General features: G+C 57.0%; 22 protein-coding genes and 1 CRISPR repeat array. Of the genes, 12 read left to right on the forward strand and 10 right to left on the reverse strand.

Features of this window, described 5'->3' with window-relative positions; all coding sequences use genetic code 11:
• Positions 1 to 71 precede the first annotated feature (71 nt).
• The 9 genes from ffh to RBQ93_RS01990 all read left to right on the forward strand — a co-directional run bounded on the left by ffh (position 72) and on the right by RBQ93_RS01990 (position 5,998).
• A complete protein-coding gene (ffh, locus tag RBQ93_RS01950; protein ID WP_320370321.1) occupies positions 72 to 1,454 on the forward strand; it encodes a signal recognition particle protein in 1,383 nt (460 codons plus the stop codon).
• Between the two features lie 64 nt (positions 1,455 to 1,518).
• Positions 1,519 to 1,782: a 30S ribosomal protein S16 gene (rpsP, locus tag RBQ93_RS01955; RefSeq protein WP_320370322.1), complete on the forward strand. Its 264-nt coding sequence runs from the start codon at positions 1,519 to 1,521 to the stop codon at positions 1,780 to 1,782.
• 69 nt (positions 1,783 to 1,851) lie between these two features.
• Complete coding sequence (locus RBQ93_RS01960; protein ID WP_320370323.1) at positions 1,852 to 2,082, forward strand: KH domain-containing protein; 231 nt, start codon at positions 1,852 to 1,854, stop codon at positions 2,080 to 2,082.
• On the forward strand, positions 2,082 to 2,606 hold the full coding sequence (rimM, locus tag RBQ93_RS01965; protein WP_320370324.1) for a ribosome maturation factor RimM: 525 nt from the start codon (positions 2,082 to 2,084) through the stop codon (positions 2,604 to 2,606). The genes RBQ93_RS01960 and rimM overlap by 1 nt, the downstream gene beginning before the upstream one ends.
• Positions 2,603 to 3,328: a tRNA (guanosine(37)-N1)-methyltransferase TrmD gene (trmD, locus tag RBQ93_RS01970; RefSeq protein WP_320370325.1), complete on the forward strand. Its 726-nt coding sequence runs from the start codon at positions 2,603 to 2,605 to the stop codon at positions 3,326 to 3,328. Before rimM ends, trmD begins: the two co-directional genes overlap by 4 nt.
• Complete coding sequence (locus tag RBQ93_RS01975) at positions 3,325 to 3,906, forward strand: RNA methyltransferase (protein ID WP_320370326.1); 582 nt, start codon at positions 3,325 to 3,327, stop codon at positions 3,904 to 3,906. Before trmD ends, RBQ93_RS01975 begins: the two co-directional genes overlap by 4 nt.
• 71 nt (positions 3,907 to 3,977) lie before the next feature.
• Positions 3,978 to 4,340 carry a 50S ribosomal protein L19 gene (rplS, locus tag RBQ93_RS01980; protein WP_320370327.1) on the forward strand — a complete coding sequence of 121 codons (363 nt, stop codon included), beginning with the start codon at positions 3,978 to 3,980 and terminating at the stop codon, positions 4,338 to 4,340.
• A gap of 92 nt (positions 4,341 to 4,432) precedes the next feature.
• Positions 4,433 to 5,095, forward strand: coding sequence for a ribonuclease HII (locus RBQ93_RS01985; RefSeq protein ID WP_320370328.1), 663 nt, complete (start codon positions 4,433 to 4,435; stop codon positions 5,093 to 5,095).
• Positions 5,096 to 5,149: 54 nt separating this feature from the next.
• On the forward strand, positions 5,150 to 5,998 hold the full coding sequence (locus RBQ93_RS01990) for an HDOD domain-containing protein (protein WP_320370329.1): 849 nt from the start codon (positions 5,150 to 5,152) through the stop codon (positions 5,996 to 5,998).
• 22 nt (positions 5,999 to 6,020) lie between these two features.
• On the opposite strand, the gene mltG is transcribed toward RBQ93_RS01990, so the two are convergent.
• Positions 6,021 to 7,043, reverse strand: a complete 1,023-nt coding sequence (gene mltG, locus RBQ93_RS01995) for an endolytic transglycosylase MltG (RefSeq protein ID WP_320370330.1) — start codon at positions 7,041 to 7,043, stop codon at positions 6,021 to 6,023.
• Positions 7,044 to 7,182: 139 nt separating this feature from the next.
• Between mltG and RBQ93_RS02000 the strand changes: the two genes are divergently transcribed.
• The 3 genes from RBQ93_RS02000 to RBQ93_RS02010 all read left to right on the forward strand — a co-directional run bounded on the left by RBQ93_RS02000 (position 7,183) and on the right by RBQ93_RS02010 (position 10,922).
• Positions 7,183 to 7,638, forward strand: coding sequence for a ferritin family protein (locus RBQ93_RS02000; RefSeq protein ID WP_320370331.1), 456 nt, complete (start codon positions 7,183 to 7,185; stop codon positions 7,636 to 7,638).
• Between the two features lie 61 nt (positions 7,639 to 7,699).
• Positions 7,700 to 8,560, forward strand: a complete 861-nt coding sequence (gene nudC / locus RBQ93_RS02005) for an NAD(+) diphosphatase (RefSeq protein ID WP_320370332.1) — start codon at positions 7,700 to 7,702, stop codon at positions 8,558 to 8,560.
• Between the two features lie 49 nt (positions 8,561 to 8,609).
• Positions 8,610 to 10,922 carry a diguanylate cyclase domain-containing protein gene (locus RBQ93_RS02010; protein ID WP_320370334.1) on the forward strand — a complete coding sequence of 771 codons (2,313 nt, stop codon included), beginning with the start codon at positions 8,610 to 8,612 and terminating at the stop codon, positions 10,920 to 10,922.
• 30 nt (positions 10,923 to 10,952) lie between these two features.
• On the opposite strand, the gene RBQ93_RS02015 is transcribed toward RBQ93_RS02010, so the two are convergent.
• The 9 genes from RBQ93_RS02015 to cas5e form a co-directional block, all read right to left on the reverse strand.
• Entirely contained in the window at positions 10,953 to 12,146 is a 1,194-nt protein-coding gene (locus tag RBQ93_RS02015) for a cofactor-independent phosphoglycerate mutase (protein ID WP_320370335.1), read from the reverse strand.
• Between the two features lie 83 nt (positions 12,147 to 12,229).
• Positions 12,230 to 12,877: a metal-dependent transcriptional regulator gene (locus tag RBQ93_RS02020; RefSeq protein WP_320370336.1), complete on the reverse strand. Its 648-nt coding sequence runs from the start codon at positions 12,875 to 12,877 to the stop codon at positions 12,230 to 12,232.
• 188 nt (positions 12,878 to 13,065) lie between these two features.
• Positions 13,066 to 15,039 (reverse strand): ferrous iron transport protein B, encoded by a 1,974-nt coding sequence (feoB, locus tag RBQ93_RS02025; protein ID WP_320370337.1) that lies wholly within the window; start codon positions 15,037 to 15,039, stop codon positions 13,066 to 13,068.
• A gap of 21 nt (positions 15,040 to 15,060) precedes the next feature.
• Positions 15,061 to 15,516 (reverse strand): transcriptional repressor, encoded by a 456-nt coding sequence (locus RBQ93_RS02030; protein ID WP_320370338.1) that lies wholly within the window; start codon positions 15,514 to 15,516, stop codon positions 15,061 to 15,063.
• A 515-nt stretch (positions 15,517 to 16,031) separates the two neighbouring features.
• Positions 16,032 to 17,463: a CRISPR direct-repeat array (repeat unit 29 nt; unit sequence CGGTTCATCCCCGCCCGTGCGGGGAACAG).
• A gap of 78 nt (positions 17,464 to 17,541) precedes the next feature.
• Positions 17,542 to 17,850 (reverse strand): type I-E CRISPR-associated endoribonuclease Cas2e, encoded by a 309-nt coding sequence (gene cas2e, locus RBQ93_RS02035; RefSeq protein WP_320370339.1) that lies wholly within the window; start codon positions 17,848 to 17,850, stop codon positions 17,542 to 17,544.
• On the reverse strand, positions 17,831 to 18,742 hold the full coding sequence (gene cas1e / locus RBQ93_RS02040) for a type I-E CRISPR-associated endonuclease Cas1e (protein ID WP_413818347.1): 912 nt from the start codon (positions 18,740 to 18,742) through the stop codon (positions 17,831 to 17,833). The genes cas2e and cas1e overlap by 20 nt, the downstream gene beginning before the upstream one ends.
• An 11-nt stretch (positions 18,743 to 18,753) precedes the next feature.
• Entirely contained in the window at positions 18,754 to 19,578 is an 825-nt protein-coding gene (locus RBQ93_RS02045) for a Bro-N domain-containing protein (protein ID WP_320370341.1), read from the reverse strand.
• A gap of 108 nt (positions 19,579 to 19,686) precedes the next feature.
• Positions 19,687 to 20,379, reverse strand: coding sequence for a type I-E CRISPR-associated protein Cas6/Cse3/CasE (cas6e, locus tag RBQ93_RS02050; RefSeq protein WP_320370342.1), 693 nt, complete (start codon positions 20,377 to 20,379; stop codon positions 19,687 to 19,689).
• Positions 20,366 to 21,064: a type I-E CRISPR-associated protein Cas5/CasD gene (gene cas5e, locus RBQ93_RS02055; protein WP_320370343.1), complete on the reverse strand. Its 699-nt coding sequence runs from the start codon at positions 21,062 to 21,064 to the stop codon at positions 20,366 to 20,368. The genes cas6e and cas5e overlap by 14 nt, the downstream gene beginning before the upstream one ends.

The raw sequence follows: 21,064 nt of genomic DNA on the forward strand, positions 1-21,064 counted from the left end.
TGACAGGCCAGGATGCGTTCTTTATAGTTTCTTTCTTTTAGAATGCCTAGACTGCGTCAGTGACTATACTTATGTTTGAAACCCTCTCGGATAAGCTGGAATCGGTCTTTAAGAAACTTCGCGGCCAGGGGGTGATGACCGAGGACAACATCAAGGAAGCCCTGCGCGAGGTGCGCCTGGCACTCCTTGAGGCTGACGTCAACTTCAAGGTTGTCAAAGAGTTTGTCGAAGCGGTGCGGGTCAAGGCGGTCGGCACCGAGGTACTGCAAAGCCTGTCCCCAGGGCAGCAGGTCGTCAAGATTGTCCACGACGAACTGATCACCCTGATGGGTGGCCACGGCAGCAACGACCTGGACCTGGCAGCCAAGCCGCCGGTAGCCCTGATGATGGTCGGCCTGCAAGGCGCCGGCAAGACCACCTCCTGCGGCAAGCTGGGCAACTGGCTGCGCAAACAGAAACGCCGTCCTCTGCTGGTGCCGGCCGATGTCTACCGACCGGCCGCCATTGCGCAGCTGAAGACCGTCGGTCGCCAGCTGTCGCTTGAGGTCTTTGACAGCAAGCCGGATCAGGATCCGGTTGTCATCTGCTCAGAAGCTCTGAAGTATGCCGAGCTGAACGGCTACGACACGATTATCCTGGATACCGCCGGTCGTCACCAGATCGACGATTTCCTGATGTCCGAACTGGAACGGATCAAGAGCGCGGTACAGCCCCGCGAGATCCTGTTCGTGGCAGACGCCATGACCGGCCAGGAGGCAGTCAACGTAGCCAGCGGCTTTAATGAGCGACTCGGCCTGACCGGTGCCATCCTGACCAAGTTGGACGGCGATGCCAAAGGCGGCGCCGCCCTTTCGATCAAGGCCGTTACCGGCACCCCGGTCAAATTTGTTGGCCTGGGAGAAAAGCTGGACGCCCTGGAGGTGTTCCACCCAGACCGTCTGGTGTCCCGCATTCTGGGCATGGGTGACGTACTGACCCTGGTGGAGAAGGCCCAGGCTGCCTTTGACGAAAAGGATGCCGAGCAGCTTCAGCGCAAGATCAAAAAGAACCAGTTTGATCTGGAAGATTTCCTGAGCCAGATGCAACAGCTGAAAAAGCTGGGCTCAATGGAGTCCATCATGGGGATGATCCCCGGTATGGGCAAGATGATGAAGCAGGTGCAAGGCGTCCAGTTCGGTGAAAAGGAGATCAAACGGATCGAGGCGATCATCCGCTCCATGACACCGGCTGAACGGGCCAACCACACCATTATTAACGGCAGCCGTCGCCTGCGGATTGCCAAAGGCAGCGGCACCACGGTTCAAGAGATCAACCAGCTTTTAAAACGTTTTACAGAAGCACAAAAAATGATGAAACAACTCCAGAAACTGGGGCCCAAGAACCTGATGAAGGGGATGGGTGGACTACCAGGACTGGGCGGCATCGGCAAAGGCATGTTCCCCTTCGGCCGTTAATGGACATTTTCGAACACCCGTTTTTTCTAACACTACGCGAGACTCACACGCAGGAGGAAACACCATGGCAACCAAGATCAGACTGCAGCGCGGCGGCGCCAAGAAGCGCCCCTTTTACCAGGTAGTGATCGCCGACGAGCGCTCACGCCGCGACGGTCGTTTTATTGAAAACCTCGGCTATTACGACCCGACCAAGAGCCCGGCTATCTGCAAAATCAACGTGGAAAAGGTCCTGGACTGGCTCGGCAAGGGCGCCCAGCCCACCGACACCGTGCGCCAGATTCTGAAGAATCAGGGCATCCTGGAGCAGGCTGCCAAGGCTGCCTAGTTGTAAGCTTCTTCTGTACGGCGTCCAATCCGGCCTGGCCGGTTACCCTAACCCACAGAGGTACGCCAGATGAAGGTACTTGTTCAAACCATCGCGCAGGCTCTTGTTGACGATCCATCCCAGGTGACCACTACCGAAGAGATGGAAGACGACACCCTGGTAATCAAGCTATCCGTGGCCAAGGAAGACATGGGCCGGATCATCGGCAAAGAGGGACGTACCGCCAAGGCGATTCGCACCCTGCTGAACGCCGTAGCCACCAGGGACAACAAGAAGGCGATCCTCAAGATCATCGAGTGATGTCTGCCGAACACGACAGCCTGATCGCCGTTGGTCGGATAACAGGTACCCACGGCATCAAGGGTCAGGTACGCCTGCAGTCCTATTCAGGCAATCTGGACAGCCTGACCGCGGCACGCTCGGTCATCCTGCGCCGGCCCGATGGCACGCTGCACGAGTATGGCCTGCGACGGGCTGCCGACCACGGCACGGCCTTTCTGCTGACCCTGGCCGGGTTTGATAACATCAACCAGGTGCTGGATCTGGTGGGCAGTGAACTCTGCCTGCAGCTGGAACAGCTGCCGGCAACCGGCGAAGGCGAGTACTACTGGCGAGACCTGTTGGGGCTTACGGTTACTACCGATTGTGGCCAGACGCTGGGCACGATCAGCGATATCCTTGAAACCGGCGCCAACGACATCTACGTGGTGAGCGGCCAGGGGCGCGAGTATCTGATCCCGGCAGTGGCCAGCGTCATCAGCAAGGTCGATCTGCCGGCCAGAACCATGACCATTACCCCGCTGGAGGGGTTGCTGGACCTATGAAGTTTGACATTTTGACCCTTTTCCCCGAGATGTTCAGGGGCCCCTTTGATGAGAGCATCATCCGCAGGGGACAGGATAAGGGACTGATTCAGATCGGCCTGCACCAGATCAGGGATTTTGCCACCAACAAGCATCAGACGGTGGATGACAGCCCCTACGGCGGCGGAGCCGGCATGGTCATGAAGCCGGAGCCGCTGGCAGCCTGCATCGAGGCTACCCGTCAGCAGAACCCGCACGCACTGGTGCTGCTCACCTCCCCCAAGGGAGTACCGCTGACGCACCAACTGGCGGTTGATCTGGCTGCGAAACCGGGACTGATCATCATCTGTGGCCGCTACGAAGGGATTGACGAACGAGTCCACCAACTGTTCGTTGATCTGGAGGTCTCGATCGGTGATTACGTACTCTCCGGTGGCGAACTGGCAGCAATGGTAGTGGTTGATGCAGTTACCAGACTGGTGCCGGGAGTGCTCGGGTCGGACGAATCGGCCGCAACCGACTCCTTTAGCGACGGCCTGCTGGAGTACCCGCAGTATACCAGACCGCCCGAGTTTAACGGCCTACAGGTACCCGAGGTGCTTTTGTCCGGCAACCACGCACTGATCGCCCAATGGCGACGGCAACAAGCCCTGCAGCGCACCGCAGCACAACGACCTGATCTGCTGCGAACGGCGCCACTTACGGAACGAGACCGCGCCTATCTGGCGCAACTGCAGCAATGATCTCTGACAACAACGCAGCCCGCAACCTGGCCCTGGCACTGGTGCACCACCCGGTTTACAACAAGCACCGTGAGGTGGTAACCACTGCGGTCACAAACCTTGATATTCATGACATCGCCCGGGCGGCCCGCACCTTTGGCCTGTCACGCTACTATCTGGTGACCCCCTCGACGGACCAGCAGGCGATGATCAGGCGGATTGTCGGGCACTGGCAGGATGGCTGGGGAGCCGGCTATAACCCGGATCGCCGCGAGGCGCTCAGCATCATTCGTGTAGTTGCCTCGCTGCAGGAGGCACAGACCGACTATCAGCAGAGTTTTGCTACGCCGGTCATCAGCGTAGCCACTGGCGCCCGGCAACGGACTGACGCCATCAGCTTCAGCAGTCTGCGTGAACGACTACGGCAACCTGAAGCACCGCACCTGTTGACTCTGGGTACCGGCTGGGGGCTGGCCGACGAACTCTTTGAACAGACAGATCTGGTCCTGGAGCCAATCCAGGGCGCTGGTGACTACAATCACTTATCAGTCCGTTCAGCAGCGGCCATCATGCTTGATCGGTTACTGAGCGCACGTTGAAACGCAAGAATCGGATGTTAACTACATAAAACACACCATGCAGCATGGTTCCATCAAGGAGGAACAGTACTATGAACACCATCGATATGCTCGAGTTTGACCAGATGAAAAAGAACACCCCGGCCTTCAAGGTAGGGGACACCGTCAAGGTACACGTCAAGATCGTGGAAGGCGACAAGCAACGGATCCAGGCCTATCAGGGCGTGGTGATCGCCCGCCAGAACGGCGGCGTCCGTGAGTCGTTCACCGTCCGCAAGATCTCCAACAACATCGGCGTAGAGCGGGTCTTCCCGATCCACTCACCGACCATCGAGCAGATCGAGGTGGTAACCCGCGGTCATGTGCGTCGCGCCAAGCTGTACTACCTGCGCAAGCTGCGTGGCAAGGCTGCCCGTATCCGCGAGCGCAAGTACGTTCCCGTCGCCAAAGGTTAATAACCAGTGGTGGCGATACTCTCGAAAAGCCCCGTCATTCGGCGGGGCTTTTCGCGTTGAACTCACTTACGAATGCGGTCTCATTCCTGACTATGCAACCATCACTCTTTGAATCGTCAGACCACGATCTCTATCGTTTTGAACGTCACGCGCAGTCAAGAGGCTACCAGCTGGTCGCCGGCGTGGATGAAGCGGGGCGCGGCCCTTTGGCCGGCCCGGTGGTGGCGGCAGCGGTCATCCTGCGACCAGACCGCCCCATCGCTGGCGTCAACGACTCCAAGAAACTGACCGAACGCCAACGTGAACGGCTCTTCGACCAGATCATGGCCGATGCCCTTTCCATCGGCATCGGCAGCTCATCGCCGGCAGAGATCGACCGGATCAACATCCTGCAAGCCACCCGCCAGGCCATGCTGCAAGCGGTGCAACACCTCTCAGCGCAACCCGACATCCTGCTGATTGACGGTATCACCACCATTGACTCCCCGCTCCACCAGCACACTATCAAGCAGGGCGACAGCCGCAGCGCCTCGATTGCGGCCGCCTCGATCATCGCCAAGGTGACTCGTGACCGCCTGATGCTGGAGTATGATCACCTCTACCCCCAGTACGGTTTTGGCCGCCATAAAGGATACGGAAGTGCTGCGCACCTGACAGCCCTGCGTCAGCATGGCCCCTGCCCGATCCACCGCCTCAGTTTCGGCGGTGTCCGCGAGCTCGTCAGCCAGCCCCCATCTGTTTGCATTTTGCCCTAAACCCTGCTACAAGCGGCTTCTACATAGATACTACGTATCCTGAGGGCACCCCCGATGACACACGAAAAACCGCTGATCCAGTTGATTGAAGAACATCTGAGCGGCGACCTGCACGACCTGCCGGTCTTCCACAACGTGGCGGTCAAACTGCAACAGCTGCTGAGCACCCGCTCGTTCGAGATCGACGACATCATTGAACTGATTGGCGAAGACCAGTCTCTGTCGGGTCGCGTCCTGAAGGTGGCCAACTCATCCTACTATGCCGGCCTGACCAAGATCGCCACCATCAAAGATGCCATTATCCGTCTGGGTGCCCAGGAAATAGCCAATATGGCCATGCTGGCCTCGCAGTTTGAGTGCTATCAATCAACTGACGAAACCCTGAACCGTGCCATGCAGAGCCTGTGGGGTCACGCCCTGGCCTGTGCCGTAGGTGCCAAATGGATTGCCCGCAAGAGCGGTTATCCGGGCCTGGCCTCTGAAGCCTTCATGGGCGGCTTGATGCATGACATCGGCAAGCTGGCCCTGCTGAAAGTGCTGGATGACATCCGAAAAAATAATGAGACCTCAGCCAGCTACTCCGATCAACTGGTCTGCGAGATCATGGGGGCGATGCATGAATCGGTGGGCTATAAGCTGATGAAGAGCTGGAACTTCCCGGACTTCTACTGTGATATCACCAACGGCCATCACAAGGCCGATTTCGACCAGTCCAACATCCTGTTGGTGGCGGTACGGCTGGCCAACCTGGCCTGCAAAAAAGGCGGCAGGGCAATCGGTCCGGCCGACCTGTCACTTTCACTCGCAAATGCCCCAGAGGCCTACTTTCTTGGCCTGCAAGAGGTCGCTCTGGCTGAACTGGAGATCGTGATCGAGGATGCTGACGGCATCACCATGACCTAGCGCGGCACCGTTGTCTGGCAGGCTACCTTTTCTTGCCTTTTTTCAAAAACTGACGCACCCCCTGGTTATGCTCCTGCAACGTGCGTGAAAACTGGTGGGTGCCGTCCTTGCGAGCTACAAAGTAGAGATAATCGGTGCGAGCCGGCTGCAGTACCGCCGTGATCGCTTCGATGCCGGGGTTGCCGATCGGACCGGGTGGCAAGCCCCTGACATGGTAGGTGTTATAGGGTGATTTTCTTTTCAGGTCCTGTCTAGTAACCGTACCTCCAAAGGCCCGTACTCCATAAATAGCCGTTGGATCACTCTGTAACGGCATGCCAATCTTCAAGCGATTGCGAAACACTGAGGCGATTAACGGTTTTTCGTCCGCTACCACCGCCTCTTTTTCAACCATCGAGGCCAGCGTAACCACCTGATGCAGACTCAGGCCCGACTGGTCAAGCTGCCCCTGTAGACTGGTTATGCGATGCCTGAATTCCCGTACCATCTCCATCACCAACCCCCGCACATCCAACTGAAAACCGATCAGATAGGTGCCGGGAAACAGGTACCCCTCTACACTTTTAGCACCAAGATCAAAATGTTGTAACACCTGCTTATCCTTGCAGACCGCAAGAAACTCCTTACCCCCGAAGAGCCCCTGCTTTTCCAGAAGCTCTGCCAACTGATAGATGGAATAGCCCTCGGGCACGACAAACTTGCGGGCATCCGACACACCGCTGGCCATTTTTTCGAGAATTTCAACGGGGGTCATGGCGCTGTTGAGACGGTAATCGCCGGGCTGCATCCGTCGATCCAGCCCCTTTAGTCGGCCAACGAGGCGAAAATGGAGGGCGCTGCGAACAATACCTTGACGTTCCAAATCACGAGCAACCTGGACAAAACCGGCCCCCTTGGGAACCGTCAAACCGTACACCCGTTTTCCATCACCCGCAGGCTGAACCAGATACAGATACCACCCCAAAAAGAATACCAGCAGCAAACAAAGCAGCAGGTACCAGAAACGGCTGAGCAGACGAGTTAAAGACCATTGTTTGGTAGACATGGCAAGGATTGTACGGACTTTGTTCCGCACGTCAAGTAACTAGCTGCATTTTTTGGCCTGATCATCTTGACAGGCTCTGCCGAGACTGTTAGATACGAACACTGTATACAATTTCACCCACTGCACACGAGGGAAGATCATGGAACGTTTCAAGACCTTACAGGACGTCATCACCTTTGCGGTTGGCAAGGAAGAGGCCGCTTACCAGCTGTATAGCACCACCGCCCAGCAGGTGAAATCAGCGGCAGCGCGCAAGATGCTGGAAGAAATGGCTGCCCAGGAGTTGGGCCACAAACGGATGATGGAGGCCATGACCCAGGAAAAGCTGACCCAGTACAACTTCCAAAAGGTGCCGGATCTGAAGATTGGTGATTATCTGCTGGATGTGGAAGTAAAAGAGGGGATGAGTTTTCAGGAAGTGCTGGTCTTTGCCATGAAAAGCGAGGAGGCTGCCTACAAACTCTATACAGCGGCCGAGGCCTTGGCCGAGGCACCTGAGGTCAAAGATGCCCTGCGTCTGATGGCGAGCGAAGAGAAAAAACACAAATTCCAGCTTGAGTCCCTGTATGACGACAAGGTTCTGGCCGAAATGTAAGCTGTCTGGCCCGGCAGGTGCTGTCAGGAGACATCTGGCAGCACGAACGCGAGACCAACGCATGCCCTATCCCGAGACGATCAACCTGCCCTTTAACCGCTCGGCACTGCCGGGCGGTTTTGTATTGCATCCGACTCCTCAAGTGCTTGATAGCAGGCCAGCTCGGTGGATTGTGCTGCAGGGACCAAACCTGCTGCTCTGTGAGCAGGGTGATCTGCTGCACCTGCCGCAGGGGACCTTGACGCCTGAGTTACAACCGACGTTTCCGCCTCTCGCCTTTGCCAGCTGGCAGGGCCAGCAACTGCTGGTCACAACGATTTCATCACAGGTGACGCTGCCAGAAGGTCTGGTGGTGGAGCCTTTCAATGCCCTCCGTGAACGGATTCCCGCCGATCTGATGACCATTGCCGGCATCGGTAAACAGTTGCTACACTGGCAGCAAATGAGCCGTTTTTGCTCCCGCTGCGGCGGGCAACCCCACCAGCTTGCCGATAGCTGGGGAAAAAAATGTCCTGACTGCGGTAGCGAGCACTTTCCCCACATTCACCCCTGCGCCATCGTCCTGATCAGGCGTGATGACCAACTGCTGCTGATCCGCAAGCCGGAGTGGGCACCAGGGCGCTACGGCCTAGTGGCCGGCTTTCTCGATGTCGGCGAATCACTGGAAGAATGTGCCATTCGTGAGACACGGGAAGAAACCGGCATTGAGATCAAAAACGTACGCTACGTCACCAGCCAGTGCTGGCCGTTTCCGTCCCAGCTGATGGCGGGCTTCGTGGCCGACTATAGCGGCGGCAGCATCCAGGTAGACGGCAAAGAGGTTGAAGATGCCCGCTGGTTTACCAGCGGTTCGCTGCCCAACCTGCCTGCCCAACGCAGTATCGCCCGCTTTCTGATAGACTCTTACACGCGTATCAACTAATTATATAGTTTCAGATCACCACTTCAGGTGAAGAGGAACTATCACGCCCATGGCCCAACGCCATACAACCATAAAGGCCAAGCTACTCCTGGCCGTTCTGCCGGCGGTTACCGTGCTGGCGATCATCACGGTCCTGCTGTTAACCGCTTATTTCCGCGTATCCACAAAAAAAACCATCGAAAAACAGCAATATAGTCTAGTGGCACTGATGGCCAGCAAACTAGATGACCAGTTCGACATCTATCGCAAGGCGGTCCGTTCCTTTGCCAAGACCGTTCCCCAGACCGATCTGGACAACCCCACTACATTAGAGCAATTTCTCGACAGCCGTCAGGGAATCCAAGAGGTCTTCGATAACAATGTGGTCATCTTCACCCCTGACGGGAAATTGCTGGCCGAAGTCGCTCACCGCCCCAGCCGCACCGGCCAGGACTTTTCCTACCGTGATTACATCATTAAGACTCGCAGCACCTGGCAACCAACCATCTCAGCCCCCTTTCGCAGTCTGCTGCCCCATGCACCGCCGGTAGTCATGTTCACCGCGCCGTTGTTTGACGCAACAGGAACACCGGTTGCCATTGTGGGAGGCAGCATCAACCTGTTGCGGCCCAACCTGCTGGGCAAGCTGGCCAGCACCAGGATCGGTCAGTCCGGCTATTTCTATCTGACCGATCAACAACGCACCATGATCATGCACCCTGATCTGGATCGAATACTCAAGCTCACAGCACAACCCGGTGACAATGCGCTCTATGACAGGGCTATTGCTGGTTTTGAAGGGGCCGGAGAAACCGTCAACACCCAGGGCGTCAAGATGTTGATCGCCTTCAAGCGGCTGGCCAGCACCGGCTGGATTCTGGCGGCACAGGTGCCGAGCAGTGAAGCCTATGCTCCGGTAATTCTGGCGGAACAGGTCGGCTGGGGCATCGCTGCCTTTGCGCTCATGTTTCTTACCCTGCTGATTACTGTGGCGACCTCACGCCTGCTGGCACCACTTCAGTCCATGTCTGCCCGCATACTGCAGATCAGAAACTCGGAACATATGAGCTTACTACCTGTGACGACCAATGACGAAATCGGCAGGTTGAGTACCAGCTTCAACAGCCTGCTGATGCAATTGCACGCCCGGGAACGCGACCTGCAGAACAGCCGCGAGCTGTATCAGTTTATATCGGATTTTTCCGGTGATTGGATCTTCTGGCGGATGCCCAGCGGCGAGATGCTTTACATATCTCCTGCGGCAGAAAAGATCAGCGGCTATTCAGTTGAAGAGCTGCTGGCAGACCCTCAGCTAACCAGCAGCATAGTGCACCCTGATGATCGCTGCATCTGGAATGATCATCTCTGTCAGGCAGGCGCGGCAGACCATAGTGAAAACATTGAATTCCGTATCATCACAAAACAGGGCACTGTTCGCTGGTTACGCCACAACTGTACCCCCATCCTCGATGCCGAAGGTTCACTGGTTGGTGTTCGGGGCAGCAATGATGACATCACCGAACGCAAAGAGGCCCTGCTTACCCTTCAGGAAAGCGAGCAACGCTTCCGTCTGATAGCCAAGGCTGCGCATGATGCAATCATCATGGCTGACCACCAACAGCGTATCACCCTCTGGAATCCATCTGCCGAGCGACTGTTTGAGATGCCCTCTGAAACAGCATGTTCGATGTCGCTGTCCAGCTTCATACCTGGGCTGTTCGATGCCATAGATCAGGCAGGAGGTGTTGGCGCTGAAGGACTGCGGCTTGAACTGCTGGGACAAACGGCGGGGGGGACAGCTATCATGCTGGAACTTTCATTGTCCTCGGCTCAAATTGCAGGAGAAAGCTACACGCTGCTGCTGACCCGCAATATCACTGAACGCAAGATGAACGAGCAGCAACTGAAATACTTAAGCCTTCACGATGCCCTGACCGGCCTCTACAACCGGGCCGGTTTCGAGTATCACCGAGAACTGCTGGATGCAGAGGGACCGTTTCCAGTTGCCGTTGTTATGACTGATCTTGATGGGCTGAAAGCGGTGAACGACCAATCCGGCCATGAGGCAGGGGACCGGATGATAGCAGCTGCGGCCCAGTTGCTAAAGGCCCCCTTCCGCGCTCAGGACATCGTAGCGCGCCTCGGAGGCGACGAGTTTGCCCTGTTACTGCCCGGCATGGAGGAGAACGTTGCCCACGCGAAACTGGAACGGCTGCGTCAACGGATCGCCTTGCACGCGGAACTTCCTGACGCACCACCGGTCTCGCTCTCGCTGGGCATGGCCTTTGCGAACGGTCCAGGCCAGCTGAACGAGGCCCTGAACCAAGCCGACCAGCAGATGTACACAGAAAAACAGGCCAAGAAAGATCACACCAGCGACTAGCTCATCCTCGATTGACCTGAAAAGTGCTTACTACGCAGTCAGCAACTCCATCATGCGATTTCCCTCAACCAGCAGGCCGGTTCCCTTGGCAGCAGCCTCGTCGTAGCTGGCCGCCCCGTTGCCCTGTGACTTCCCCGGACGATAGATGATGAACGGCACCGGATCGCTGGTGTGGGTCTTAAGCCGGATCGGCGTGGGATGATCGGGGCAACAGAGCAGACGCACATCCTCAAAACGATCAAGCCCGGCCAGTACCGTACCCACCACCAGACGGTCAAAGTCTTCGATCGCCTTCAGCTTGTGCTGCAGGTTGCCGCTGTGTGATGCCTCATCGGGCGCTTCGACATGCACATACACGAAGTCGTGTGTTTCCAGCGCCGCCAAGGCTGCCTCGGCCTTGCCCTGATAGTTGGTGTCGATGTAGCCGGTGGCGCCCGGCACGTTGATCACATCCAGCCCGGCACAACGACCGATACCCTTGATCAGATCAACAGCAGAGATCACTGCGCCGCTTAACCCGAATTTTTCAACGTAGGGTGCCAGCTTGGGGGTCTTGCCATGTCCCCACAGCCAGATCGAGTTGGCCTCCAGCTGGTCCTGTTCTACCCGTTGACGATTAATGGGATGGGTCTTCAAGACCATCTGGGCCGAATTCATCAGGTGGATCAGCTCATCAGCCCCCTCCCCTTTGGGTAGGTACTCATTGATCAGCTTGCCGGTAATATCGTGGGGCGGCGTAGCGGACATGGCATCTTTGCCCCCTCGCCAGACCAACAGGTGCCGGTAGCCAACACCGGGATGAAATTCGAAACGCTCGTCACCAAGTTCAGCCTGTAAACTGGCTATCAGTTGATGGGACTGCTCACTGCCGATGTGGCCGGCCGAGAAATCCTCCATATAGACCCGGCCACCGTGAGGTCGCAGGGTCACCAGGTTCATCCGGAAGGCCACATCGTCTGGCCCCAGTGCCACCCCCATACTGATTGCCTCTAACGGCGAACGTCCGGTGTAACAGTCACGGGGGTCATAACCGAAGACCGACAGATTGGCCACATCACTGCCGGGTGACAGGCCGTTTGGTACGGTTCTGGCCAATCCCACCTGCCCTGCGCGGGCCATGTTGTCCATATTGGGGGTGTCTGCTGCCTGCAGCGGAGTCTTGCCATTCAGTTCGGCGTTCGGCTCGTCTGACATGCCGTCGCCTAAAAGCACGATGATCTTCATACCAACCTTTCCTTCTCTACTCAATGAACGCTGATACTACCTCTGCCACGGCAGTGCTGTCAATCCGGCTGTCCGGTTCGACACTACAACTTGCGGACAAAAATCTCCCTGGCTAGGGCTGTGTCGATGGCAAACTCCGAGAAGCCGACCTTAAAGATGTAGGATGGAAATGCCTGGGTCAGCAGGATCCGGTTGCCCGGCAGCACCCCCATCGCCATCAACTTCTGCATCTTTTTGCTGTCGTCGGTCTGGATGTAGGCGATCTCCCCCTCCTGGCCGGACTTGCACTCGGTCAGGGGAACCACTCCCAAGTCGCCGCTGCGCCGCGCCTCCAGACAGCATTCACCGGGAGGTATCGGTTTGCCGTGGGGACAGGTGGTGGGGTGATTGAGCATGGTACAGATCTTGGTATCCACCCCCTCGGTCAGAAGATGTTCAAACTGGCAGACCTTCTGTTGACCGGTTTCATCCCGCAGGTTCAAGACGTCCATCATAAGACGCTCGGCCAGGCGATGGCGACGAACCGTCATGCGGCCCACCTCCCTGCCTTCCGGGCGGATGTACAGCATGCCGTTACGCAGCTCGATCAGTGCGTTGCTGGTCAGCTCGCGTACCGACTCTGCCTCGGCGGCAAGCCCCATGGTTTCAGGGTCAAGAAAGGCGCCCCCCTCCTCTTCCACCTCAATCCAGAGACGCTCGATGATATCTTCGGCCTTTTCAGACAATTTCATGATTCTGTCTCCTTTTTCATACCGGGGACCATTTTTTTCAGACGCTTCAAGAACGTGGGTTCTGGAATATTACGGTAACCGCAGCGTGGACAGTGGATGCCGTGGCAGCCGCCACTGCAGGCGCCGCAGCCGGGCCGCAACCCTTCTGATTCTTCAAACTCGTGCCCGCAGAATGCACAACGCATCGGTCACCCCAGCAACCCGGTCGCCAATAGCAGCCGATTGAGCAAAAAACCGCTGGCAAAGGCAATCAGGCTGACAATACCAAAGATCATCAGCGAGACCTTCCAGCCCCGCTCCTTGAACATCATCAGAAACTGGGCCACGCAGGGAATAAACAAGGTCAAGGTCACGGCGGCCACGGTCAACTGACGACCGTCCAGCAGGCCGGCGGTCTGCAGATCATACAGGCCGGCAGCGCCGTAGTCGCGCCGGAAGAAACCGAAGATAAAGGCCACCGCAGCATCGCGGGGCAGGCCGATGGCATGCATCAGCGGCGATAACGCATCAATCAGACGCTCAAGACTGTTGGTGATCTTGCCCAGCCAGAGCAGTACCGAGGCCAGCACAAACAGCGGCAGAATCTCCAAAAAATACCACTGCATACGGGTATAGGTCTTGGTCAGTACGTTCGAAAGCTGCGGTAGCCGCATCGGCGGCAGCTCCATGTAAAACATCGGCGCCTCACCCGGCACTAGGCGACCGGCCAGTATACCCACCAGCACCAGCAACAACAGCATACAGCCGCCCCAGGCGGCAAGGGCCCCCGGCGTTTTTGCCAGCAGTGCCAGTATCACCCCCAGCTGGGCGGAACAGGGGATCGCCAGCGCCAGGAGCAGAGTGGCAATAATCCGCTCCCGCACGGTCTCCAGGGTGCGGGTCACCATGGTGGCCATAGTGCTGCAACCAAAGCCCAGCACCATCGGGATCACCGCCCGCCCTGACAGACCGAACCACTTGAAGACCCGGTCCACCATCAAGGCCAGTCGCGGCAGATAGCCGCCATCCTCAAGCAGGGAAAAGAAGATGAAAAAGGTGGCCACAATCGGCAGGATAATACCCACCGCATACCGCAGCCCCAGGGTGATGATGCCGTATTCCCCCACCAGCAGTTCCTGCAGCCACCACCAGGGGATCCAACCATTGACCAGCTTAATGATCCAGGGGGCAAACCAACCCTCGAACAGCTCCCCCTCCAGCAGATCCACCAGCGTGCCGGCGCCAAAACCACCCACAAACTTGTACAGACCAAAATAGAGCGTCGCCAGCAGCAGTGGAATGCCGGTCAGCGGCTGCACCGTCAACCTCGAGAATCTGCTGCTCCAGGTCTCACGCCGCTGCCCCTCAACACGCATCACGCCATTCATCAGCCGACGGACCGTCTCCTTGCGTTCCATTGACAGATCCAGGTGAAACGACTCCCGGCGTTCAAAGGCGATCTCTTTCACCTTCAGCACAAGGGCTGGATAGCCATCCCCTTCCACACCCGTCACCAGTGCCGTAATTTCATCATCACCCTGCAGCAGCAACAAGGCCAGGGCACGCTTGGAAAGCACGTAGTCACCCTGCATCAAACGGGCAACCTCGGCGATATCCCCTTCCAGCAGACGGCTGTAGGCGATCGGCATGCCGCAACTGCTGCCGAAACGAGAAATGGCCTGTCGAATCTCCTCGATACCGCGTTTGCGGGCCGTGGCCGCAGCAATCACCGGAATCCCCAGCCGCTGCTCAAGCACAGCCAAATCAAAGGAGAGGCCCATCCGTTCGGCCTCGTCCATGATGTTCACCACCAGCACCACCGGCAGGCCAGCCTCGATCAGTTGGATTGTCATGGCCAGCATCCGCTCCAGGTTACGGGCATCCAGCACATGCAGTACCACGTCCGGCCGCTCATTAAGCAATATTTCGCGAGCTACCCGCTCCTCCTCGGTAATCGTGTGCATCGCGTACATGCCAGGAGTATCGATCACCTGCCACGACTGGCCATCGATGGTAGTGCTGCCCCGCGATACCTCTACCGAGGTGCCGGGATAGTTGGAAACCGTAACATAACTGCCGGTCAGGGCATTAAACAGCACGCTTTTGCCCACATTGGGGTTGCCCACCAGCACGACGGTGCGGGGCGAAGCTGCTTCTGAGTGGTGTGTTGTGGCAGGTGACATCGAAGGTTCCTTCGGTACTGACTATGCCTGAATTGCTACTTGATTAGCTGATGAACAGGCTGGACAAATGCCGCACAGCTGCATCTTGTGGCCGGTAAGCACAAAGCCGTGACGCTGGGCGATCTCTTGCTGCAACTGCTCGATAGTTGCATCCTCAAACTCAATAATCCGGTTACAGCGGGTACAGATCAGATGGTCATGGTGTTCCCCCGCCAACTGATGCTCATAGCGGGTCTGGCCATCAGGCAACGTCATCTCGCGGGCAAGCCCGGCATCCACGAACAGCTTCAGCGTCCGATAGACTGTTGCCTGACCGATACCCGGATGGGATGCCTTCACCTTGAGGTACAACTCCTCAACACTCAGGTGTTCATGGGTCGAGAGAAAGATGTCCAGAATCACATCCCGCTGGCGCGTCGATCGTAAGCCCTGCTTGGCTGCATAGGCATTAAACACCCGCTTTTTTTCCAGGATCATGGCGACCCCCATCTGATTTTAGTTATCAATAGCAGAAAGAGGCCCTTATGGTCAAGGCAGTCCTGAAAATGATTTTCAATTATTTGAGAGAGGTCAAAATTGGATGGTTACCGCATTTTAAATGTCAGCGACAAGGGGGTTGTCTTCAATCCTCACCCGCCCCGAGGGACGGGCGCTACGAAACAATACGTGAACGCACTGCTAGCAAGGGTAGCCCAATCCCCGCCCGTGCGGGGAACAGCGCAACAACGCTTTAATTTCGGTTTTGTGCCGCGGTTCATCCCCGCCCGTGCGGGGAACAGTTTCGCTTGTTCTCTCGCCTCTTTTAATGTGGCGGTTCATCCCCGCCCGTGCGGGGAACAGAGGTGCAGGTAGATCATGGTGGTTTTTACATCCGGTTCATCCCGCCCGTGCGGGGAACAGGACAGGTACTTGAAATAAGTTGCCATCGTTTCCGGTTCATCCCGCCCGTGCGGGGAACAGTTCCGGCAACTGACGCTTGATCTCGTGGCGCTCGGTTCATCCCCGCCCGTGCGGGGAACAGTCAACCATAGCGATTCCCTGCTTTTGCAAGGTCGGTTCATCCCCGCCCGTGCGGGGAACAGTCAAGCGTCATGCCGTGGCCCTCTCTTAATTCCGGTTCATCCCCGCCCGTGCGGGGAACAGACCTGCACACATTCCCGTGCGTCTACAGATTCCGGTTCATCCCCGCCCGTGCGGGGAACAGGCCCGTTATTTCCTGCAAATAACGCTGATGGGCGGTTCATCCCCGCCCGTGCGGGGAACAGCTTTTCTCCCGGCTGCACCAGCAGACCGTCCTCGGTTCATCCCCGCCCGTGCGGGGAACAGAGCTCCATGGCCACCTGGACAGCCAAACACTGCGGTTCATCCCCGCCCGTGCGGGGAACAGTTCGGTAGTGCCAATCAGTTGTGAAGTCATATCGGTTCATCCCCGCCCGTGCGGGGAACAGATGTTATTCTCGGCTGTCAAGATCATTTAGACCGGTTCATCCCCGCCCGTGCGGGGAACAGTTGCCCGAGATGACGCCAGACCCCTACGCCTTCGGTTCATCCCCGCCCGTGCGGGGAACAGCTGGCGCTCCAGGTCGTAGCGGCTAGCGACTTCGGTTCATCCCCGCCCGTGCGGGGAACAGGGTGGTGAATTGATCGCGCCACCAGCGGCTGGCGGTTCATCCCCGCCCGTGCGGGGAACAGGCAACCTATCCGATCCAGCATGGGTGCCTTTGCGGTTCATCCCCGCCCGTGCGGGGAACAGGGCGGTGATGAAGAGCTCGCCATCGACGTTATCGGTTCATCCCCGCCCGTGCGGGGAACAGTTCGTCACCATGAAATAAGGGGCACGCTTTGACGGTTCATCCCCGCCCGTGCGGGGAACAGGATGCTGCAGCGCTCATCAGTGATGATATCGGCGGTTCATCCCCGCCCGTGCGGGGAACAGGGCGGTGAGACCTATAAGGGTATTGCCCGCAACGGTTCATCCCCGCCCGTGCGGGGAACAGGGCTGCCAGATGTACTGACCGTCCACGACATCCGGTTCATCCCCGCCCGTGCGGGGAACAGCGTCCAGGTGGAGCAAGGCCGCCAAGTCGTTTCGGTTCATCCCCGCCCGTGCGGGGAACAGTAGCATCATACGGGATGACGCCGGAGGATTATGGGTTCATCCCCGCCCGTGCGGGGAACAGGTCTGGAACCTGGCCTATCTTGCCAACGGCAGCGGTTCATCCCCGCCCGTGCGGGGAACAGAATCACCAGTTCCCGCCCCTGCGAGGAATCTGCGGTTCATCCCCGCCCGTGCGGGGAACAGGGCCTTGGCTTCCTCCTGGCGGCGGCGCTCAACGGTTCATCCCCGCCCGTGCGGGGAACAGTACCGCAGGCTCCAGGCCGAGGGCTCCACCGTCGGTTCATCCCCGCCCGTGCGGGGAACAGACTTCTTCTACTTCATCAAAATAATTGAGGTAATCGAACAACAAAAAATCTACCAACATTAAAACCCTCTCCAGCCTCTTAGAATAGGGACTCGGCCGCCATTTGATCCCCTGGAGGCAGGAAAGATACCAGTTTTATACCATCCATCTCAACCGGGATTCTGCGGTTGGTTCCAAGTGTCAAAAAGTCAAACCCGGATTCATTGTTTGATGTCCAGGCCATGACGGCATTGCCATCTTCCACACCTTTTTCCAGGTTCTCCCAGATCATCTCCCGTACCCTGCGGGAAACATCACCCACATAGACTCCAGCGCGCACCTCTACCAGCCATAAGCCAAGACGCCCCCGCAACCGAGGCGGCACATTCTCAACCACGATGACCAGCATCGCCCAGTCCCTCCTTATTGGGAATTGCTATATCCACGGCCTCTTCATGGGCCTTTGGCCGTTCCAACTCCCCGGCTGCCAACACCTCTTCAATGGTAGGAATGATTCTATCTAGCAGTTTGCTTTGGCGGAAAGCATCCCGACAAGCCAACCGCACCTCCCGCTCAGGATTTCTTGGATTTTTGCTGGCAATCCGAAAGGCCACCGGCACCACAGTGTCAAATTTGAAGATATCGGCAATATCATAAACAAACGATTGCGGCTTGCCGGTGTGAATGAATCCCACTGCCGGCGCATAGCCTGCGGCCAGAATAGCTGCCTCACAGATACCGTAGATACAGGCTGTTGCCGATGACAGACAACGATTGGGCAGATCACCGCTTTCCCATTGGGTATGGTCGTAGTTGCGGTGCTTCCACTCAACCCCGAACTGTTGGGCTAACAGTTCGTAGGTCTTACGCACCCGCACCCCTTCAATCCCTCGTAACTGTTCAACACTGCGCCGCTCAGGCGGCTCCTCCTTAAAACGGAGCGCGTACATCTTGCGCACCACCTTCAGCCGAGCCGAATCATCCAAAGCCAGCTTAGCCTGATACAGCAGGTGATCAGACCGTGCCCCACCCGGCTGACCGGCAGCATACAATCGCACCCCGGCTTCACCGATCCAGACCAACAGGCAACCTACCCGCGCCGCCAACACCACCGCCGCATGGGAAACCCGGGTGCCTGGCTCCAGCATCAGGCAGGCCACCGACCCAATTGGGATATGGGTGCGAACGCCGGTTGCATCAACGACCACAAAGGAGCCGTCGATAACATCGAGGTTTCCCCGCTCCACGTAGACCACCGAGATGCGGTCTTTGATCGGCAAGGGCTTTAATGGTGGAAGTATTGGGACGGTCACTATTTACCTTTCAATCGTTTCTTGCTTTCCGGTTCAGCAAGAAAGTTTTCCGCATTGGAAACATGTTCCCCGGTCTCGATCTCCAGCTTCTCCCGCGCCTCACCGGCGATCCTGCCGCCTTTACGCGCAGCAACCTTGTTTTCTGTAAAACCTTGCGCATCCTGTTTGCGGGCAATCTCGGTGGTGGCAGCTTCACCCAACATGGAGAAAATCAATTCCAGATCAGTCATATGATCCCGCAGGTTCTCTCGTTCCAGCCCTTTGAATGCCTTGTATTCCGTAGGCGTCATACCGAAGGCAGCCTTGCTGATCTCGGCGGTCAGGATAGCGTACTCCGGCGCTTCGCCAACGCCCCTGTTTCTCCACTCTTCGGTCAGCTCGGCCCGCACGGCAATGCCACGCATCCGCTTCTCGATCCAGGCTTCCGAATAGCCCTTGGCCCGGTACAACTCCCGCGTTCGGGCCGTGGCCAGTTCTGGGTCTTCAATCTCTTGCACCCGCTCGTACCCCACCTTCGCCAGCCAGCGTTTGAACGGCTCCGCCTTGGGCGATGGGATGGACTGAATGATGCGGAAGATGCCTTCGGTGTTGGCGCAATTGACCTTCTGCTTTCCGCCGGCGGTCTCTACCAAAAGGGGGGTGGCAATTTGCCCCCACCCTTTTGATAACTCAGCGTCTCGACGACGCATATCCTTAACATATCCAGCAGGGTCAACCGAATCGGTTAATGCCGCAACGACATCAACAATGACAAACCACCATTCCCCGCTATGCAGTGTCCGGCGAATCTCCCTATCTTGAAAAACGACCAGCTTGGCTTCCATTCTATTCCTCCTAATACAGCGACTCTCCGACTATTCGGAAATTCCGAACAGTTCAGACCCGTCGCACTAGCATTAACCCACAACCAAAACCTTTGGCGGGGCCAAGAATCACGCTACCGGCACAACCGATAAAAGTCCAAGCCCCATCACTTTGCCATGACCAATGCCGGAATTCAGAGTTTGCCTGAATTTGTCAGGGTCGCCGACAGACAAAACACCGTCGTACAACACTGAAAAAATACTGATTGAATTATTCTTGTGCTGCTTGTCGAAAAGCATCTGCTCTTGGGAAATCCGCACATCTATCCGCTCTTCTGAATCATCGGATAGATCAAACGAGAGAAGTTTGGGCAGTGAAAATCCATGCTGCGTCCCTTTCCGTTCAAGCCATTTCTCCTGATCAACAGTTTTGAAGAGCCCTTGGCGCTTGCCTCTTTTGCTACCGTCTGTTTTTTGGGACACACAAGGGTTTGCACGCAGCCGGTATCGAAAACGCTGCCCAGGCTTCAATTCGTCCAGCTTCAGTCGCTGCCGTAAATTTATGGGCGCGTCAGCATATGCCAGCCAGTTCTTTACGGTAATACCTCCCCACTCAGGCAAATTCCTGCTTTGCACCAGAATACGGGCATTCCCGTCTGCATCTGTTTCCGGCTCAAGCCGCCACAAAAACTCACCTTCAGGGCATTTCACGTCAGGATGGCTAAAAGCCCGGCATAGAGTCGAATGAAACTGGTAAGGGTTGATCAGATCGCGACGAGCCTCCTTGCATCGCAAGTCGAGGTGTATTCTACTCAGGAACATTCGCCACCTCCCCAGGAAACGGAATCCATTCCGAACGCACGAAACGTGCACCGAAACGCCGCTCAGCAAATGACGACAGCGGCTGATCCATCTTGAGCACTCCGGAGCCGTCATTAGACTCAACAGAAATCAATAGCTTTTCAGGTGGACTTTCTCCCTTCCGTGGTGTTGCAATCCAGGAATGACGTCCAAGTGCTTCCGTTAAAGAACCATCCTCCATGCCGTTTTCCATCCAAATGGATTCTGACGGCACATAGGACTTACGCCCTAACGCCAAGGTCCAGACAGGATCACGCAAGGCAGCATAAGCCTTTTCCAGAAGAGATGTGTCAGTGCCTTCCAGCCCGACAAGGAATGCAGCATCGGCTATATAATGCCGCTGTGAGACAACACCTCCACCTTTAGCCTGAGAACCATCAGCCTTGATAATAGTATCTGACGCAGCACAACCAGCAGTTTGGTAGTCACGTTTGGGGATTCCTGGCCGGTCATGACGAACACCCAAGGCAAGATGGGTCAGTGGTTCAAGATCAACCCAATTATCACGGTCGATTCCCATTGCAGCGGCCAGCAGACCGATGACGCCGGATTTACTCGGCTCCTTCCCGGTGTCTCGTTGATCAAAACGGCTGGTGGTGCCCCATGATTGCATGGGCCCCACCAGACGAAGCAATAATGTGGGCAT

This window comes from Trichlorobacter sp. (assembly GCF_034008105.1).
In the GTDB taxonomy this organism is placed as follows: Bacteria; Desulfobacterota; Desulfuromonadia; order Geobacterales; family Pseudopelobacteraceae; genus Trichlorobacter.

Excerpts from the sequence above, each read along its gene's own strand:
- ffh (WP_320370321.1), top strand. The coding sequence starts at position 72 with ATGTTTGAAACCCTCTCGGATAAGCTGGAATCGGTCTTTAAGAAACTT.
- rpsP (WP_320370322.1), top strand. The coding sequence starts at position 1,519 with ATGGCAACCAAGATCAGACTGCAGCGCGGCGGCGCCAAGAAGCGCCCC.
- RBQ93_RS01960 (WP_320370323.1), top strand. The coding sequence starts at position 1,852 with ATGAAGGTACTTGTTCAAACCATCGCGCAGGCTCTTGTTGACGATCCA.
- rimM (WP_320370324.1), top strand. The coding sequence starts at position 2,082 with ATGTCTGCCGAACACGACAGCCTGATCGCCGTTGGTCGGATAACAGGT.
- trmD (WP_320370325.1), top strand. The coding sequence starts at position 2,603 with ATGAAGTTTGACATTTTGACCCTTTTCCCCGAGATGTTCAGGGGCCCC.
- RBQ93_RS01975 (WP_320370326.1), top strand. The coding sequence starts at position 3,325 with ATGATCTCTGACAACAACGCAGCCCGCAACCTGGCCCTGGCACTGGTG.
- rplS (WP_320370327.1), top strand. The coding sequence starts at position 3,978 with ATGAACACCATCGATATGCTCGAGTTTGACCAGATGAAAAAGAACACC.
- RBQ93_RS01985 (WP_320370328.1), top strand. The coding sequence starts at position 4,433 with ATGCAACCATCACTCTTTGAATCGTCAGACCACGATCTCTATCGTTTT.
- RBQ93_RS01990 (WP_320370329.1), top strand. The coding sequence starts at position 5,150 with ATGACACACGAAAAACCGCTGATCCAGTTGATTGAAGAACATCTGAGC.
- mltG (WP_320370330.1), bottom strand. The coding sequence starts at position 7,043 with ATGTCTACCAAACAATGGTCTTTAACTCGTCTGCTCAGCCGTTTCTGG.
- RBQ93_RS02000 (WP_320370331.1), top strand. The coding sequence starts at position 7,183 with ATGGAACGTTTCAAGACCTTACAGGACGTCATCACCTTTGCGGTTGGC.
- nudC (WP_320370332.1), top strand. The coding sequence starts at position 7,700 with ATGCCCTATCCCGAGACGATCAACCTGCCCTTTAACCGCTCGGCACTG.
- RBQ93_RS02010 (WP_320370334.1), top strand. The coding sequence starts at position 8,610 with ATGGCCCAACGCCATACAACCATAAAGGCCAAGCTACTCCTGGCCGTT.
- RBQ93_RS02015 (WP_320370335.1), bottom strand. The coding sequence starts at position 12,146 with ATGAAGATCATCGTGCTTTTAGGCGACGGCATGTCAGACGAGCCGAAC.
- RBQ93_RS02020 (WP_320370336.1), bottom strand. The coding sequence starts at position 12,877 with ATGAAATTGTCTGAAAAGGCCGAAGATATCATCGAGCGTCTCTGGATT.
- feoB (WP_320370337.1), bottom strand. The coding sequence starts at position 15,039 with ATGTCACCTGCCACAACACACCACTCAGAAGCAGCTTCGCCCCGCACC.
- RBQ93_RS02030 (WP_320370338.1), bottom strand. The coding sequence starts at position 15,516 with ATGATCCTGGAAAAAAAGCGGGTGTTTAATGCCTATGCAGCCAAGCAG.
- cas2e (WP_320370339.1), bottom strand. The coding sequence starts at position 17,850 with ATGCTGGTCATCGTGGTTGAGAATGTGCCGCCTCGGTTGCGGGGGCGT.
- RBQ93_RS02045 (WP_320370341.1), bottom strand. The coding sequence starts at position 19,578 with ATGGAAGCCAAGCTGGTCGTTTTTCAAGATAGGGAGATTCGCCGGACA.
- cas6e (WP_320370342.1), bottom strand. The coding sequence starts at position 20,379 with ATGTTCCTGAGTAGAATACACCTCGACTTGCGATGCAAGGAGGCTCGT.
- cas5e (WP_320370343.1), bottom strand. The coding sequence starts at position 21,064 with ATGCCCACATTATTGCTTCGTCTGGTGGGGCCCATGCAATCATGGGGC.